This is a genomic window from Burkholderia lata (genome assembly GCF_902499025.1).
In the GTDB taxonomy this organism is placed as follows: domain Bacteria; phylum Pseudomonadota; class Gammaproteobacteria; order Burkholderiales; family Burkholderiaceae; genus Burkholderia; species Burkholderia lata_C.
This window is the reverse complement of record NZ_CABVPW010000001.1, coordinates 256,770-272,551: the sequence shown is the minus strand read 5'-3', so window position 1 is coordinate 272,551 and position 15,782 is coordinate 256,770. Positions and strand designations below refer to the sequence as shown.

15 protein-coding genes are annotated in these 15,782 nt (G+C 66.0%); 8 read left to right on the top strand and 7 right to left on the bottom strand.

The genetic code is table 11. The annotated features are described in order from the left end of the window. Positions 1-89: 89 nt before the first annotated feature. From BDI24065_RS01145 to BDI24065_RS01125, 5 genes are read right to left on the bottom strand one after another with little or no spacing between them, the layout of a single operon-like run. Positions 90-590, bottom strand: a complete 501-nt coding sequence (locus tag BDI24065_RS01145) for a c-type cytochrome (RefSeq protein ID WP_175029624.1) — start codon at positions 588-590, stop codon at positions 90-92. Next, positions 587-1,132: a methylamine dehydrogenase light chain gene (locus BDI24065_RS01140; RefSeq protein ID WP_011354212.1), complete on the bottom strand. Its 546-nt coding sequence runs from the start codon at positions 1,130-1,132 to the stop codon at positions 587-589. The genes BDI24065_RS01145 and BDI24065_RS01140 overlap by 4 nt, the downstream gene beginning before the upstream one ends. A 39-nt stretch (positions 1,133-1,171) precedes the next feature. After that, the gene (mauD, locus tag BDI24065_RS01135; RefSeq protein ID WP_175029623.1) at positions 1,172-1,804 is read right to left on the bottom strand and encodes a methylamine dehydrogenase accessory protein MauD; all 633 of its coding nucleotides are present in this window, start codon (positions 1,802-1,804) and stop codon (positions 1,172-1,174) included. Then, complete coding sequence (locus tag BDI24065_RS01130; protein WP_175029622.1) at positions 1,801-2,355, bottom strand: MauE/DoxX family redox-associated membrane protein; 555 nt, start codon at positions 2,353-2,355, stop codon at positions 1,801-1,803. Before BDI24065_RS01130 ends, mauD begins: the two co-directional genes overlap by 4 nt. 7 nt (positions 2,356-2,362) lie before the next feature. Beyond that, positions 2,363-3,520 carry an amine dehydrogenase large subunit gene (locus BDI24065_RS01125; RefSeq protein WP_175029621.1) on the bottom strand — a complete coding sequence of 386 codons (1,158 nt, stop codon included), beginning with the start codon at positions 3,518-3,520 and terminating at the stop codon, positions 2,363-2,365. 244 nt (positions 3,521-3,764) lie between these two features. Here BDI24065_RS01125 and BDI24065_RS01120 point away from each other — a divergent pair, with 244 nt between their 5' ends. The 4 genes from BDI24065_RS01120 to BDI24065_RS01105 all read left to right on the top strand — a co-directional run bounded on the left by BDI24065_RS01120 (position 3,765) and on the right by BDI24065_RS01105 (position 9,344). Next, entirely contained in the window at positions 3,765-4,727 is a 963-nt protein-coding gene (locus tag BDI24065_RS01120) for a helix-turn-helix domain-containing protein (RefSeq protein ID WP_175029620.1), read from the top strand. A gap of 127 nt (positions 4,728-4,854) precedes the next feature. Further along, positions 4,855-5,799, top strand: a complete 945-nt coding sequence (locus tag BDI24065_RS01115; protein ID WP_175029711.1) for a GlxA family transcriptional regulator — start codon at positions 4,855-4,857, stop codon at positions 5,797-5,799. A 499-nt stretch (positions 5,800-6,298) separates the two neighbouring features. Then, complete coding sequence (locus BDI24065_RS01110; RefSeq protein WP_175029619.1) at positions 6,299-8,011, top strand: M36 family metallopeptidase; 1,713 nt, start codon at positions 6,299-6,301, stop codon at positions 8,009-8,011. A 79-nt stretch (positions 8,012-8,090) separates the two neighbouring features. Beyond that, complete coding sequence (locus BDI24065_RS01105) at positions 8,091-9,344, top strand: M20/M25/M40 family metallo-hydrolase (RefSeq protein WP_175029618.1); 1,254 nt, start codon at positions 8,091-8,093, stop codon at positions 9,342-9,344. Positions 9,345-9,399: 55 nt separating this feature from the next. On the opposite strand, the gene BDI24065_RS01100 is transcribed toward BDI24065_RS01105, so the two are convergent. Beyond that, positions 9,400-10,110: a GNAT family N-acetyltransferase gene (locus tag BDI24065_RS01100; RefSeq protein WP_175029617.1), complete on the bottom strand. Its 711-nt coding sequence runs from the start codon at positions 10,108-10,110 to the stop codon at positions 9,400-9,402. Positions 10,111-10,229: 119 nt separating this feature from the next. Between BDI24065_RS01100 and BDI24065_RS01095 the strand changes: the two genes are divergently transcribed. From BDI24065_RS01095 to BDI24065_RS01080, 4 genes are all read left to right on the top strand, one after another. Continuing rightward, on the top strand, positions 10,230-10,589 hold the full coding sequence (locus BDI24065_RS01095; RefSeq protein ID WP_175029616.1) for a YbjQ family protein: 360 nt from the start codon (positions 10,230-10,232) through the stop codon (positions 10,587-10,589). A gap of 940 nt (positions 10,590-11,529) precedes the next feature. Beyond that, positions 11,530-12,339, top strand: coding sequence for a 2OG-Fe(II) oxygenase family protein (locus BDI24065_RS01090; protein ID WP_175029615.1), 810 nt, complete (start codon positions 11,530-11,532; stop codon positions 12,337-12,339). Between the two features lie 37 nt (positions 12,340-12,376). Then, positions 12,377-13,003 carry a DUF47 domain-containing protein gene (locus BDI24065_RS01085; protein ID WP_175029614.1) on the top strand — a complete coding sequence of 209 codons (627 nt, stop codon included), beginning with the start codon at positions 12,377-12,379 and terminating at the stop codon, positions 13,001-13,003. 13 nt (positions 13,004-13,016) lie between these two features. Beyond that, positions 13,017-14,027: an inorganic phosphate transporter gene (locus BDI24065_RS01080; RefSeq protein ID WP_011354200.1), complete on the top strand. Its 1,011-nt coding sequence runs from the start codon at positions 13,017-13,019 to the stop codon at positions 14,025-14,027. A gap of 19 nt (positions 14,028-14,046) precedes the next feature. Here the strand turns inward: BDI24065_RS01080 and cysS are convergent, their stop codons facing one another. Continuing rightward, positions 14,047-15,459 carry a cysteine--tRNA ligase gene (cysS, locus tag BDI24065_RS01075; RefSeq protein WP_175029613.1) on the bottom strand — a complete coding sequence of 471 codons (1,413 nt, stop codon included), beginning with the start codon at positions 15,457-15,459 and terminating at the stop codon, positions 14,047-14,049. Positions 15,460-15,782: the final 323 nt, after the last annotated feature.

Sequence of the window (15,782 nt, the reverse complement as noted above, 5' to 3'; positions counted from 1 at the left end):
CAGGCGGCGCGACACGCTGCCGAGCCGCGACGACACCGCGCACCGCGTGCGCGGTGCGGCGTCGCCAACACGGGATGCGCGGGCGAGCGTCACAGGCCGAGCCCGTTGACGACGGCTTCGCGTTGCGCATGAACGGCCGTGCCGTCCATCGCCTTCGCGCGCGCCGCGCGGATATCGGCTGCCGTGAACGGCTTCGCATCGCCGTGCTGCGCGTTGAGATCGAACACGACGTAGTTGATCACGTGCGCGATGTCGTCATCGCTCGCACTCGCAAACGACGGCATCTTGAAGTTGTAGCGCTTGTCGCGCACCGTGATCTCGCCGAACATCCCGTGCAGCAGCGTCGCGACCAGTTGTGCGCGCCCCGCCTCGGCCGTCGCGTACTTGCCCGGATACTCGGTCAGCGGCGGCGCGAGGCCGTCCTGCCCCTTGCCGCCCGCCTGGTGGCACACCGCGCACTGCGCGTCGAACACGCTCTTGCCGGCCGGGTAATGCACGGCTTCCTGCGCGCCGGCCGCGCCCGCCAATGCGAAGGCTGTCATGGCCGTCATGCATGCGACGGCGATCTTTCCAGCTTGCTTCCCTGTCATTGCTTTGCCGCTCCCAGCAGAACCGAAACCGAACAGTGATAGTTCGAATTACCGTTGGCCATGCACCAGTTGATGTCGTTGTTCAACGACAGCTTGTACAGCGGCTTCTCGCGCTCGTTGCGGTTGCAGAAGCACTTGCCGCACGACGTCTTGCCGCAGCAATCGTTGTACGACACGATGTAGTCCGAACCGTCGTGCGGATTGCGGCACGTGCCGATCCACGTGATCGGCGAAGGCGTCGTGCCCGGCGGGCAACTGCTCGACGTACCGCCGCAGCAACTGCACAGCCAGCCGTCGATCGCGCAGTACTTCCAGTAGTCGCAGCTCATCGGATCGTCGCTTGCACCCGATGCGGCACCACCGGACGCCGCCGACGCGCCCGATGCCGCATCGGCCGCATACGCGGTGCGATCGACGGGCAGCAGCGGCAGCATCGCCGATCCCACCAGTACCTTGCCGAGCTTCGCCATCGCACTGCGCCGCGAACTGTGCTGCGCGACGCCGCGCGCCGACCGCTCGAACCATGAATCAAACAGGCCCATGTCGTTGTTCTCCCTTGACGTTGAAAGAGGGTCGGCCGGTCATGCGTGCTGCGCGTGCGCGTCGTGGTCGTGGCTGTGATCGCCGTGCACGAACTGCTGCAGCGATGCGACGCCGCGCTCCTTCGCTTCGAACAGGCTCTCGAGATGCTCGCGCGTGTTGACGAGCCCCTTCGCACGCACCGTGCCGGTTTCGTCGAGCAGCACCGCATACGGCAGCTTGCCGATCTGGTACGCGAGGCCGAGTTCCTGCGACAGCACGTACGGGAAGCGCCCGAGATCGTGCTTGCGCGCGAAGCGCGTGTGTTCGTCGATATCGCCGTCGCTCGCGAGCACGATGTTCACCGGCGTCGATTCGCTCGCCTGCAGCGACGGCAGCAGCGGGAGCAGCTTCTTGCAGACGGGGCACGTCGGCGACAGGAAGAACAGCAACGTCGCCTTGCCCGACGCATCGAAGCCGCCGACCTTCACCTGCGAGCCGCGAATGTCGGTCAGTTCGAACGTCGGCGCGATCGCGCCGACCGCCGGCCCCTTGTCGATCATCAATGCACCGGCCGGCATGATGCGTTCGTACAGGATGCCGATCTGGCGCACGAGCGCGAGGCAGATCGCGCCGAGCGCGAGGACGGCCACCCACAGCAGGGCGGTGGAAACGGTGAGAGCGGTTTGCATCATGAATTCCTCAGGTGGGAAAGGCGCGGTACGTTGGCGAGCAGCACGTCGACGGTGAGCAGTGCGCAGACGATCAGCAGCACGGAGAAGAACAGCGTCAGGTAGTCGAGCCACACGACCGCGCGTGCGCCCGGCTCGACGAGCGCGGTCGCGGCCAGCGCGGCGAGCAGCAGCGCGCGCCCGACATGCAGCCAGCCGATGCCGCGCGGCGCATCTGCGCGCGCCGTCGCGAAACCGGAACAGCCGCAGTCGATATCGGTGTGGCCGCGCAGGAGATTGATCGCAATCGCCGCGGCGAAGGCCAAGAGCAACGCGATCAGTCCGATCGCGCCGGCCGTGCGCGTATCGGGAAACAGCAGCGCCGCGGCGCCGACGGCTTCCGCAAGCGGAATCGCAAACGCGACGGGGGCGGTCAGCGCATCGGGCAGCAGCCGGTAGCCGGCGAGCGCCTGGCTGAACGCGGCGGGGCGGCGCATCTTCGCGAAGGCGCCGAGCAGCACGACGACGGCAGCGCCGGCCTGCGCGCTGGTGGCAAGTACGGGATCGAGCGTCATCGCGGCCTCACGGGTTGACGAGCAGCGACGACGTATTGCCGATCTGCTTCTCGACGTGCTGCAGCTTGCCGGTGCGCGCGTCCATCACGACGAGGTCGGACGTCGCCGTCAGCCCGTAGAACAGCGGCTTGTCGTCCTCGCTGACCTGAATCGACACGAGCGGGTCGACCTTCTGCTGCGCGAGATCCCAGCGCGCGACACGCTGCTTCGACTTCAGGTCGTATACCCACACCTGCGTACCGGGATCCTTGTGCGAGCCGTCGCCGCCCTTGTGCATCAGCACGTAGTAGCGGTTTTGCCTGCCCTGCACGGCCGTCTGCTGCATGCCGCCCGGGCGCCAGCCCTCGGCGCGCTCGGCGTCCGTCAGTAGCGGCCACGGTGTGCCGAACGCGGGCTTGTCGCCGCTGAAATCCGCGCTGCGCACGTTGCCGCCGTACGTCGTGAACAGATAGTCGCCCTTGTAGCGCGATGCGTTCACGAACGCCGGATCCTTGTCGACGTCGATGAACGCATCCGACATCGCGCGCTTCGTTTCCTTGCCGTTCGCATCGAGCGTGACGGTCAGCGCCTTGCCGCTTTCGCACAGCGCGGTGAAGCGGTCGTTGCCCGACGGATACGCGAGCACGCAGGCCGCCGTGTCGATCTCCGACAGCACCTTCTTCGACACGGCATCGATCACCGTCACCGATGCGGCCGGCGTGATGTTCGCGACGTACAGCCGCTTGCCGTCCGCGCTGAACGCGGTGTTGTACGGCGACGGCACATGCTGCGCGTGCTTCGCCGGAATCATGATCTCGCCCGCGTGATCGAGCGTCGTGTTGTCGGTCATCTCGACGACGTCGGTGCGCGTGCCGTGCGAGCCGCGCGAGAAGTAGGTCGTCGCGACGAAGCTCGTCTTGTGGTCGGGCGAAATCGCGAAGCCGGGGCCAAAGCCGCCGTCGATCTGGCCCAGCAGCTTCTTCGCATCGGCGTCGTACACGTAGATGCGCCCGTCGGTCATCGACGGCATCGAGATGTCGACGATATAGACCTCGTGCGGATGCCATGGCGGCATCTTCTGCACGACCAGTTCCTCCGGCTGTTCCGTCGCGTTCGCGCTGCCGACCCATGCCGCCGCGAACGCCAGCGTCGCCGCGAGCGCCGCGGTTCGTCGCCTTGTCCTCATGTCGCCTCCAGTTGGGGATTCACGTTATGTGGGGCGACTGTAGTTCGACAATAAATCCGGTCAGCACCCGGACCGGCACCGCGTGCGTGCCGATTCGGGATATTGGAAAACCGCCTGAAAGCCGCGTCGGCCGGAGGCTTCCGACCCTCTGACCCATGCGCGCGGAATAGCGCTCCCCCTTATTGCGCCGACCGTGCGGTCGGTTTAATCTTGCGCGGTCCTGATCGACGCACCTGGAGGCGCTGTGTTCGTGTTTCACGAGAGGTTCGACAACGCGGACCGGCACGCCGAGGCGCTGCGCGGCTGGAACCAGCGCTACGACCAGATCGGCTCCGGCGCGTATCGCAGCGCGGTCAAGCATGCGGTGCTGGACGGCATGCAGCTGTTCCAGGAAGCCGCCAACGTGCGCATCATCCAGCGCGGACGATTGCCGCACGACCACACGGTATTCGGCATGCCGCTCACCGGCTCGGGTACGTTCGCATTCGGCGGCGCGCGCATCGAGCGCGGCACGATGGTGATGGCGCGCGGCGGTGCGCCGTTCGAGCTGCATTCGCCCGACGACATGTCGCTGATCGGCGTCGTCGCCGATGGCGAACTGATGCAGCAAGTCGAGGATGCAGCCGATGTGCACCTCGACGAAGCCACGTTGCGGCGCGGCGTCGTCGACATGCCGACCGCCGTGCTGATGCGCGCGAGCGTGCAGGTCGCCACGCAACTCGAGCGCGTGCTGTCGGCACCCGATACCTACCTCGATGCACGCGCGCAACGCGAACTGCGCGGCGAGATCGGCAACGTGCTCGTCGATCTCCTCACGTACCGGATGCCCGAACCGTCGAACCGTCTCACGCACGCGTGTCGCGCCGACATCGTGCGCCGCGTGCACGACTACGTGATCAACCATCCCGAAGCACCGGTCGACGTGCTGAGCCTGTGCACGCAGTTGCGCGTGAGCCGGCGCACGATGCAGAACAGCTTCCAGTCGGTCGTGCAGACCAGCCCGTTGAATTACGTGCGCTCGCTGCGCCTGTCGCAAGTGCGGCGGATGCTGCTCGATACGCGGCAGGCCGACCTGCCGATCAGCGACGCGGCCGCGCGCTGGGGCTTCATCCATCTCGGGCATTTCGCGAACGCGTACAAGGCGCAGTTCGGCGAGTTGCCGTCGACCACCGCGCGCCGGGCCGTGCGCGGCGCAAAAACGCGCTGAAGCCGCGCAAAACCCGCGATAATCTCCCGCTGACCGTTCGGCGCGCGCGAGCCGGCCGCGGCGCATGTCCGTCCGCTCGCCGCCCCGCACGATGCGCGACGACCACCGGATTCCATCCCCTGCCCCGATGCCCGAGGATTTCCACTTCCTGCTGCTGCCCGGCTTCTCCGCACTCGGCTTCATGTCCGCGGTCGAGCCGCTGCGCGTCGCGAACCGCTTTCGCACCGAGCTCTATCGCTGGCACGTGATCAGCGCCGACGGCGCGCCGGTCGCCGCGAGCAACGGCATTCCGGTTGCCGCCGAAGCCGCGTGCGCGGAGGTCGACAAGGTCGATACGGTGTTCGTCGTCGCGGGCTTCGATCCGCTCGTGTGCTACACGCGCGCGATCGGCGACTGGCTTCGCCGCCAGCACCGTCACGGTGCAACGCTCGGCGGCATCGATACCGGCAGCTTCGTGCTCGCGGAGGCCGGGCTGTTCGACGCATCGCAGCCGCTCACGCTGCACTGGGAAGCGCTGGCCGCGTTCCGCGAGCGTTACCCCGCCCTGAACGCGACGCAGGAGCTGTTCGAGATCGATGACCGGCGCATCACGTGCGCGGGCGGCACCGCATCGATCGACATGATGCTCGACCTGATCGGGCGGCGGCACGGCGCCGATCTCGCGGCGGCGATCTCCGAGCAGTTCGTCGTGAGCCGGATCCGGCAGCGCTCCGACAGCCAGCGGCTCGAGATCGCCGCGCGCTACGGCGTGCACAACCGCAAGCTGATCCAGGTGATCGGCACGATGCAGCGGCACATGGAAAACCCGCTCGGCTCCGATGCGCTCGCGCAGGAGGTGTCGATCACGCGGCGCCAGCTCGAACGGCTGTTCAGCGCGACGCTGAACGACACGCCGACGCATTTCTACCTGAACCTGCGCCTCGATCGCGCACGCGAACTGCTGCAGCAGACCGACATGAGCATCACGTCGGTCTGCGTCGCGTGCGGATTCGAATCGCCGTCGCATTTCTCGCGCACGTATCGCGCGCGATTCGGGTTGAGCCCGCGCAACGACCGGCGCGCGACGCGCTGATCGTCGCCGGTTTCAAGCACAATCCGGCGCGGAATTGCGCGTTCCGGCAGCGATTCCCGCCGCTCGCTGAACAATTCCGGCGATTGATCGACGGACCGAAGCGGTCATCGAAAATAAATTGGAATGTCGTTGAAAATATTCTGTAACATACCAAAAAAAGTTAGATAGGCAGCCTAACGACTCGCATGCTTCATCCCGACGCGCGTCGCGCCACGCGGGCTGCCAACCGAAATCGATTCGATCCGAGGGGTATGACATGACGATGCTCGATTCGCCGTCGCCGCACCTGCCTGCCGTTCGCATCCCTTCACGCGCGTCCCCCGCGTCTCTCTCTTCGCCCGCCTGTTTCTTTTCGACCTGACATTTAGGGCTCCTTAGTCAGTCGACACCCCCAACACCGCTTCGCCGCACCGGCTCCATCGAGCCGGCGCGCGGGCCGTGTCGTGCCTGCGCGCCACGAACGCGCGGGCGTATCCAACCGTTGAGATGAGGATCACGTATGCAGACATCACGCAAAGCACTGCCGCTCGCCCTGGGTCTCGCGCTCGGTTTCGGCATCGTCGGCGGCACCGCGGCCGATACGAAAGTGTCGAATCCGCAAGCAACGAGCCTGCGCGAAAGCCTGACGCGCGGCGTCGCACCGGCGGCCGCCAAGGCCGATACGGCCGCCGGGCAGTTCCGCGCGGACGGCGTCGCCGTCACGCTCTACAACCCCGCGTATCGCGCGAAGAAAACCGCCACGACGCCCGCCGCCACCGCGCGCGACTTCGTCGCATCGCAGGCCGCGCAGCTCGGGCTCGACGCAACCGCACTCGCGAGCCTCGTCGTCACGTCGGAGCGCAGCGATGCCGACTTCACCGTCGTGCGCCTGCAGCAGCAGGCGGCCGGATTGCCCGTGTACGGCAGCGATATCGCGGTGACGGTCGCGAAGGACGGCCGCATCCTGTACGTCGCGAGCAACACGATCAACGGCGTGGTCGCGACGTCGCGCAAGTCGCAGGCCGTCGACCAGCAGCAGGCGCTCGACCGCGCTCGCGCGTATCTCGGCGTGAGCGGCTTCACGAACCTGGATGCGCAGCTCGTCGCCTTCGTCGACAAGACCGGCACGCATACCGCGTGGAAAGTGCGCGGCCGCCCGAACGACGGCCCGAAAGGCGACTGGGAACTGCTGATCGACTCGGGCAGCGGCGAAGTGCTGCGCGCCGAGGACAAGGCGTTCTACGCGACCGACGGCACGGGCTTCGTGTTCCGGCCCGACCCGCTGTCGTCGACCAAGAGCAGCTACGGCAGCACGGGCTACAAGGACAACAACGACGCCGATTCGTCGCAGCTCACCGCCGCACGCGTGCGCGTGACGTTGAAGGATCTCGCGCAGTCGGGCGGGCGTTATTCGCTGTCGGGGCCGTATGCGGTATGCGTCGATTTCGATGCGCCGCTCGACAACGCGTGCCCCGTGCAGTCGACGCCCGCGTTCGAGTTCACGCGCGGCAACCTGTACTTCGAGGCCGTGAACGCGTACTACCACATCGACACGTTCCTGCGTTACGTGAACCAGACGCTCGGCATCAAGGCACTGCCGTACCAGTACACGGGCGGCGTGCAGTACGACCCGCACGGCGAATCGGGCGACGACAACTCGTCGTACTCGTCGAGCAGCGGCCGGCTGACCTTCGGGCAAGGCGGCGTCGATGATGCGGAGGATGCGGACGTCGTGATCCACGAGCTCGGCCACGGCATCCACGACTGGGTGACGAACGGCGGCCTGTCGCAGCAGGAAGGGTTGTCGGAAGGCACCGGCGACTATCTCGCCGCCGCGTACAGCCGCGACTTCAACCAGTGGAGCCCGTCGGATGCGCAGTACCACTGGGTCTACAACTGGGACGGCCACAACGAGTTCTGGGGCGGCCGCGTGACCAACTGGAACGTCGGGCGCACCTATGCGCAGGCGCGCGGCGCGGAGATCCATACGGCCGGCCAGTACTGGGCCTCGTGCAACCTCGTCGCGCGCGACGCGATCGGTGCGCAGGCGATGGACAAGGCGTTCCTGAAGGGGTTGTCGATGACCAACAGCTCGACCAACCAGAAGGCCGCCGCGCAGGCCGTGCTGACGGCCGCCTCCGCGCTGGGCTACAGCAACGCGCAGCTCACCGCGATCGGCAATGCGTACAACCAGAGCTGCACGTACGGCGTGACCGTACCGAAGAAGTCGTAATTCCGCAGCAGGCGGGGGCGCGTCGCACGACCTGCGGCGCGCCCTCTTCCTCGACATCGCCATCCTCACGAGATCGAACATGCCTACTCTGAAACTGACCCGCCTGAGCGCCGCGCTGGGCGGCATGCTGCTGACCGCCGCCGCGCACGCGACGCCGGTATGGATCACGCTCGGCGACGCGGCGTTCCGCCAGTTGCAACGCATCGACGCCAGCGCCACCGCGCAATACAGCACGACCCTCGACGCCGGCAAGACGGCCGACGGCGCCGCGCGTCGCGAAACCGTTCATGTCGTCGAAATCGACGATTCACGGCTCGGCGAGCTCGCCCATGCCGTCCACCATACGCGTGGCCACGGGCCCGGCTATGTCGTGCACGACTCGTTCGACGAAGCGCGCCACGCACTGCAGCCGTTGCCGCCGACGCTCGCGAAGCAGGCTGCCGCCTCCGTGTACAAGGTGTCGAACGCACCTCAGATCGGCACCTGGATTCAGCAACTTCAGGCCAGTAACATCGTCGGCACGATCACGTCGCTGTCCGGCTTCACCAATCGCTACTACACGACGTCGCACGGCGTCGCCGCGTCCGACTGGCTCGCCTTGCAATGGAAGCAGCTGGCGGGTTCGCGCGCCGACATCACCGTCGAGCAGTTCGCGCACACGAACTTTCCGCGGAAATCCGTGATCCTGACGATCCGCGGCAGCGATCCGGCCGCGGGCACGATCGTGCTGGGCGGTCACCTCGATTCGACGGTCGGCCGCACGACGGAAAACACGCGCTCGCCCGGCGCGGACGACGATGCGTCGGGCATCGCCAGCCTCACCGAAGCGCTACGCGTGCTGCTGGCGAACAACTACAAGCCGAAGCGGACGATCAAGTTCGTCGGGTACGCCGCCGAAGAAGCCGGGCTGCTCGGCTCGAAAGCGATCGCGAAGCAGTTCCGCACGCAGAATGCGAACGTGGTCGGCGTGCTGCAGCTCGACATGACGAACTACAAGGGCGATCCGAAGGATATCTACCTGATCACCGACTACACGAATGCGTCGCAGAACACCTACGTGACGAATCTGGCGAAGACCTACCTGCCGGAACTCGCGGTCGGCACGTCGCAGTGCGGGTATGCGTGCTCGGATCACGCGTCGTGGAATGCGCAAGGGTATCCGGCGTCGTTCCCGTTCGAGGCCGACGAGAACGACAGCCCGTATATCCATACCGTGAACGACACGCTGGAGAATTCGGATCGGCAGGCGAATCACGCGCTGAAGTTCGGCAAGCTGGCGCTGGCCTACGCGGTCGATCTCGGTGGCGACGGCAGCACGGCCGTGAAGCCCTGACGGTGTGCGGTCGGGAAGGAGGCGGCTGTAGGTGTCTCCTTCCCGGCGACCGCGGTCAGATTCGGACGATCTCGTCCAGCGTCCCGTAAAGACGCATGCCCACCGCGCGCGCGACCGCCGCGGAAGCCGGATTGTCGAGCTGGCACCGGTACTGCGGCTCCAGCCCTTCGCGACAGGCCGCGACGCTCATCGCGCGCACGACGCCGCGCGCGTGGCCGTTGCCCCTGGATGCGGGCAGCGTCAGCACGCCCATGTCGGCCAGGCAGGAATTCCACCACGCGTACACGCTGCCCGCGCACACCAGCCGATCCTGCTCGAATGCACCGAAGACGCGCCAATGGTCGAGCTCGACGCTGGCCGTATCGAAGTCTTCTTCCGGCATCGCGGCGGTGAATGCGTCGAACGCCGTGCGATCCGCCGGCGTCAGCGCCCGCACCGTGGCGGGAATCGCGTGACGCTGCAGATCGGCCAGGGCCTGCGCGGAATAGTAGAAAAGATTGTCCGCGCCGCACAGGCCGCCGCCGGATGCCGACAGGCGTTCGAGGAACCCGGCCATCGTCCACGCATCCGTTTCGTCCAGACGCAACGTGCGTGCAACCTTTTCCTGCACGACGATCCGGCTTCTGCCGTCGGTCGGCATGAGGACCATGCCCTGCTCGTCGTCGAGCGCGGAACTGACGGCGATCTGCAGATCGTCGCCGTCATGGACGCACCGGTCTCCCGAAAACTTCTGCTGCCAGAACTCGCTGATACATTCGTTAAACAATGCCCACCTCTCGATTGTTTGACCGGCAGCATCGCGATAGCGTGCGACGCCAACCACCGACTTCGTGTGCGCGTCCGGATAGAATCGTCATTCGACCACTCCGCTACCCAGGCCCCGCCATGATCGATACCCCCCGCTCCCTCGACGATCTGTCACCCGCTCGCGTCACGACGGCGTTCGACCTGCCCGGCCACACGACCGTCCGGTCGCTCGGCGTCGCGCAAGGCATCATCGTGCGCTCGCGCTCGATCGTCGGCTCGTTCGGCGCGTCGCTGCAGACGATCTTCGGCGGCAACATCACGCTCTATACGTCGCTGTGCGAGAAGGCGCGCCAGCATGCCTTCGACAAGATGCTTGCCGATGCCCGCAAGCTCGGCGCGAATGCGATCGTCGCGATGCGCTACGACTCGACCGAGATCGGCTCGGGTGTAACCGAAGTCATTTGCTACGGCACGGCCGTCATCGTCGAACCGGCATGATGCCCGACGCCGGCAAACCGCGTTGCCCCGTTCAGCCGGACCTGCCGACCGGGCTCCGCCCGCTGTCCCGAAATTGTTCTTGCCCATCGCTGGCAGCGCCCGATCGCACCCGGTCGACCTGCCGGCGAACCCGCCCGAAACACGTGCGAAGTTTTCGATTGACGCGCCGCGCGGTTCCCTCTTACCATCGCACTCGTTTTCATTCATGGAGGCTTCTGTGCCTACCGATGCGAGTTGTAGTTGGTCCTGCACCAACCTGACTGCCGCCTGAGGAAGCTTCGCAGAGCCTTGTCTTCTGCCGCATCCCGGGATAGCAGGATGCGGTGTCTTTCAGGATCGGCATGCCGTCGATCCGAAATTCCCGTACTCGACAATTCATAGCCGTTCGACATTCGAGTGGCGTCCGTACGTGACCCGCGTCGCGTGCGTGTGTCCGGCTGCATGCCCACGCGTGCACAGCCCAGGTTCACGCACGCGTTGCGCAAATAGACAGGAGTTCGAAATGGACGACGACCCTAGCCGATTAAGCTGCGCCGGCGCGCGCTCGCACGCCATGCCGGCGAACACCCGACTCCCAGCCTCTTATCAGCCGATCGCGCCCGACGCGGCGCGGCGGGAAGCGCTCGTCCGTCGTTGACGTCATGACGCTCCCGCCGTGCGCAGTCCGGCGCCTGGAGCACTCATGACACGACTCGATCTCTCCGCTCAGCCGAACCGGCAGCACCGGTTCGCACACGACAGCCGCAAGGACGCTCTCCCGCGTCGCCACCCCACCGGCCATTTACGTCGATCCACAGCGGCTGCTTCACGCGCGCCGCGATGACGCCGACCGGGTCGCGCACACCACGCCCCGCCTTCTCATGTGCCCGCAACGCGGCAATGCCCGCCGTTCGGCACCACGCCATGTCCGATGTACCGGGAGAACACCATGCAAAACCGTATGAAACTCCATGCAAGCCGCCTGATCCGCGACAGCTACATCTACTTCAAGATGCCGTACGCGCTGCTCGTGCATTTCGACCGGCTCGCGGCAGCCTATGACCAGCTGGATCGCAAGCAGAAGCACGCGTTCTCGTTTCCGGACCAGACCGACGGCTTCCTGCCGTTCGGGCTCGAATACTCGCATACGCCGGACCGGCCGGATCTGTGCGACCGGTTCTGCTACTGGGTCGCACGGCGCGACGCACATCACGGCTTCGCGCTGGCCAAAACCGCGTTCTATCGCGAGATGGCCGCCTACGAGGCCTGCATCCATGCAATCGCGCAGGACCTGCTCGATGCGGTATGCGACAACCTCGGCGGCACGCCGCAGCCGCCGGTCCGGCACAGCTCCTACCTGCAGTTCTGCGCGTACGAGCAGCATCACGGCAGCCACGACCGCGCGTACCTGCAGGATCCGCACGAGGACGGCCACCTGCTGTCGTTCATCCGGCCCACCGCACCCGGCCTGGTCCTGCTGCCGGATGCGTCGCCGATTTCCGCGCTGCCTCGGCCCGACGAAATGATCGTGCTGGCCGGCTCGCTCCTCGAGGCCCTGACCGACGGCGAAGTGCCGGCGATGCAGCACGCGGTCGAACGCCCGCGCACGCGCGCACCGCGCAAGTCGCTGATGTACTTCGTCAATCCCGACCTGTCGGCCGGGCACGCCAGCACGGTCGTCAACCAGCGGCCGCTGGACTTGCGGGCACTCGCAGAAGGCCGGCACGTCGCGTTCGGCAACAGCGCGCTGTGCCGCCCGTGCGCGGCCTGACCCGCCTCATCCCGCCCACCTTTTCCCCGGAGAATCCATGCTTGGACGCTTCCTCCCCGTCGAAAACCGCTTTTTCGACCTCTTCGACACGCATGCGCAGCACATCGTCCTCGCCGCGTGCGAGGTGCAGATGCTCCTCGACAATCTCGACGATGCCGAGCTGGCCATGGCCAACGTCCAGATCACCGAACGAACCGGCGACAAGCTCGCGCACGATGCGATCGACCTGCTGCACAAGACGTTCATCACGCCGCTCGATCGCGACGAGATCCACAAGCTGGTCACGACGATGGACGACATCCTCGACCTGATGGAGGACGTCGCGACCACCGTCGTGGTCTACGACCTGAAGTCGGTCACCGAGGAGGCCAGCGAACTCGCGGACATCGTCGTGCAGTCGGCGCTGCAGGCGCAGATCGCGGTCAACCTGCTGTCCGACATGACCGAGTCGGCGCAGATCCTCAAGGCCTGCGAAGAGATCGACACGCTCGAGACCCGCGCCGACCGCGTGCTGCGATCGGCGATCTCGAAGCTCTTTCGCGACGACATCGACGTGAAGACGCTCATCAAGCTGAAGGGCGTCTACGACCTGCTCGAACGGATCACCGACAAATTCGAGGATGTCGCGAACATCGTCGAAGGCATCGTGCTGGAAAACGCCTGAGCGAATCAACAAGATGCATTCGATACAACTCGCCCTCTGGATGGTCGCGACGCTGGTGCTCGTCGCGCTCGTATTCGACTTCATGAACGGCTTTCACGACGCGGCGAACTCGATCGCCACCGTCGTGTCGACCGGGGTGCTGAAGCCCCAGCAGGCCGTCGTGTTCGCGGCGGCGTTCAACGTCATCGCGTATTTCATCTTCCACCTGAAGGTCGCGCAGACCGTCGGCAAAGGCACGATCGATCCCGAGATCGTCGACCACTACGTCGTGTTCGGTGCGCTGGTCGGTGCGATCGGCTGGAACGTGATCACGTGGTACTACGGGATCCCGTCGAGCTCGTCGCACGCACTGATCGGCGGCCTGGTCGGCGCGGCGCTCGCCAAGTCGGGCTGGAGCTCGCTGAACATCGACGGGCTGCTGAAGACCATCGCGTTCATCTTCATTTCGCCGCTGCTCGGGTTCATCCTCGGCTCGCTGTTCATGCTCGGCGTGTCGTGGCTGTATTTCCGCACCGCGCCCAGCAAGGTCGACCGGCGCTTCCGCCGGCTGCAGCTGCTGTCGGCCGGGCTGTACAGCCTCGGCCACGGCGGCAACGACGCGCAGAAGACGATCGGCATCATCTGGATGCTGTTGATCGCGTCGGGCTACGCGTCGGCAACCGCCGATGCGCCGCCCGCGTGGGTGATCGGCGCGTGCTACCTGTCGATGGGCCTCGGCACGCTGTTCGGCGGCTGGCGCATCGTGCGCACGATGGGCCAGAAGATCACGAAGCTCAAGCCGGTCGGTGGCTTCTGTGCGGAAACCGGCGGTGCGATGACGCTGTTCCTCGCGTCGTTCCTCGGCATTCCGGTGTCGACCACGCACACGATCACCGGTGCGATCGTCGGCGTCGGCGCGACGCAGAAGCTGTCGGCCGTGCGCTGGGGCGTGGCCGGCAACATCGTGTGGGCGTGGGTGCTGACGCTGCCCGCGGCCGCGCTGTTCGCGGCCGGTGGGTGGTGGCTCGGGCACCGGATCTTCTGATGCCGGCGGCCCGCGCGCTTCACTGCGGCGGGCCGCCCGTATCGGTCGAGCCTACGGCAATACCGAACAGGCGTTGCCCTTCCGACGTGTCCTCGACTCTCCAGCCCTCGGCGCTCAACGCTTCCCGGATCCGGTCAGCTTGCGCCCAGTCCTTCTCCGCCCTGGCGCGCTCACGCTCACCAAGCAACATGCGGACGCGTTCCGGAATGTCGAACGCAACCGGCCTCCATGCGCGCAAACCGAGGCCAAGCACCGCGTCGAAGCTGTCCACGGTCGCTTTCAGCGTCGCGGGCGGCAGGTTGCTCCTGACCAGCTCCCACAACACGGCGAGCGCCCTGGGCAGATTCAGGTCCTCGTTCACTTCGGCGTCGAAGCGCGCGGAGAAATCCGCATCGATGCGCCCGCCGTCCGGCCAGCCCGCATAGAGGTGCCGAAGTCGGTTCAACGCGGTGTGCGCCGCATCGAGCGACGCCCACGTGAAATGCAGCTTGCTGCGGTAATGGGCCGTCAGGCACAGGTAGCGATACGCGAGCGGATCGACACCCCGGCTCTGCAAGGTCTGCAGACGGACGAAATCGCCGCTCGACTTCGACATCTTCGCATCGGCATCGAGCGTCAGGAAGTGCCCGTGCATCCAGTAATTCGCGAGTTGCGTGCCGTGGGCCGCCCGCGTCTGCGCGATCTCGTTGCTGTGATGCACGGCGATATGATCCTCGCCGCCGCAATGGATATCGAACAACGTCCCGAGATACTTCGCGGACATCGCCGAGCATTCGATATGCCAGCCCGGAAAGCCGCGCCCCCACGGGCTGTCCCATTCCATTTGCCGCGTGACGTCGGCCGGGCTGAACTTCCACAACGCAAAATCGGTGATGCTCCGCTTCTCGCCCAGCGCCACCCGCTTGCCCGCCTGCAACCCGGCACGGTCCAGCCGCGCGAGATAGCCGTAGTCATCCTGACGACTGGTGTCGAAGTAGAGGCCATCGTCCGTGCGGTAGACGTAGCCGGCCCGGTCGAGCGTTTCGATGAACGCGATCTGTTCGGCGATGTGATCGGTGGCGCGGCACCAGACCGTCGGCTCGAGCAGGTTGAGCGCGCGCCAGTCCCGGACGAAAGCCTCGGTGTAGCGCCGGGCGATGGCCCACGCCGATTCACCGGTTCGCCGGCTGCCCTTCTCCATCTTGTCTTCGCCTTCGTCGGCATCCGAAGTCAGGTGGCCGACGTCGGTGATATTGACGACGTGCCGGACCGCGTAGCCGTTACGCTCCAGTGCGCGGCGCAGGAGGTCCTCGAACACGTAGGTTCTCAGGTTGCCGATGTGGGCATCATCGTAGACCGTGGGGCCGCAGCAATACATGCCGACCTGTCCGGCCCGGATTGGCGTGAACGGGCGCACGGTACGCGACCAGGTGTCATACAGCGCAAGCGGCATCGAGTTTCTCCATCCCGAGGTGTGGCCCAAAAACAAAAAGGCCGCCTGGTTTGCATCACAGGCGGCCGGAAGGCGATTGCTTGAATGTTTAGCGAGTTCGCTAGACGCAACTTCCCCCTGGCATGTTCTGACAACATGCGCGGATCAACGAGGAGGGGGACATGGCGCGATCAAGCATGCGGACGATGCTAGCGTCTATAGACGGCATTGGTCAATACCGTCGGGCCGCGGTTCCCCGGGCAGTGGCCAGGCGGCCGGCACCGGCCGGACGGATCCCATGCCCGCTCACACCCGGCAAAAAAAAAAGCGCGAACCTCGGTTCG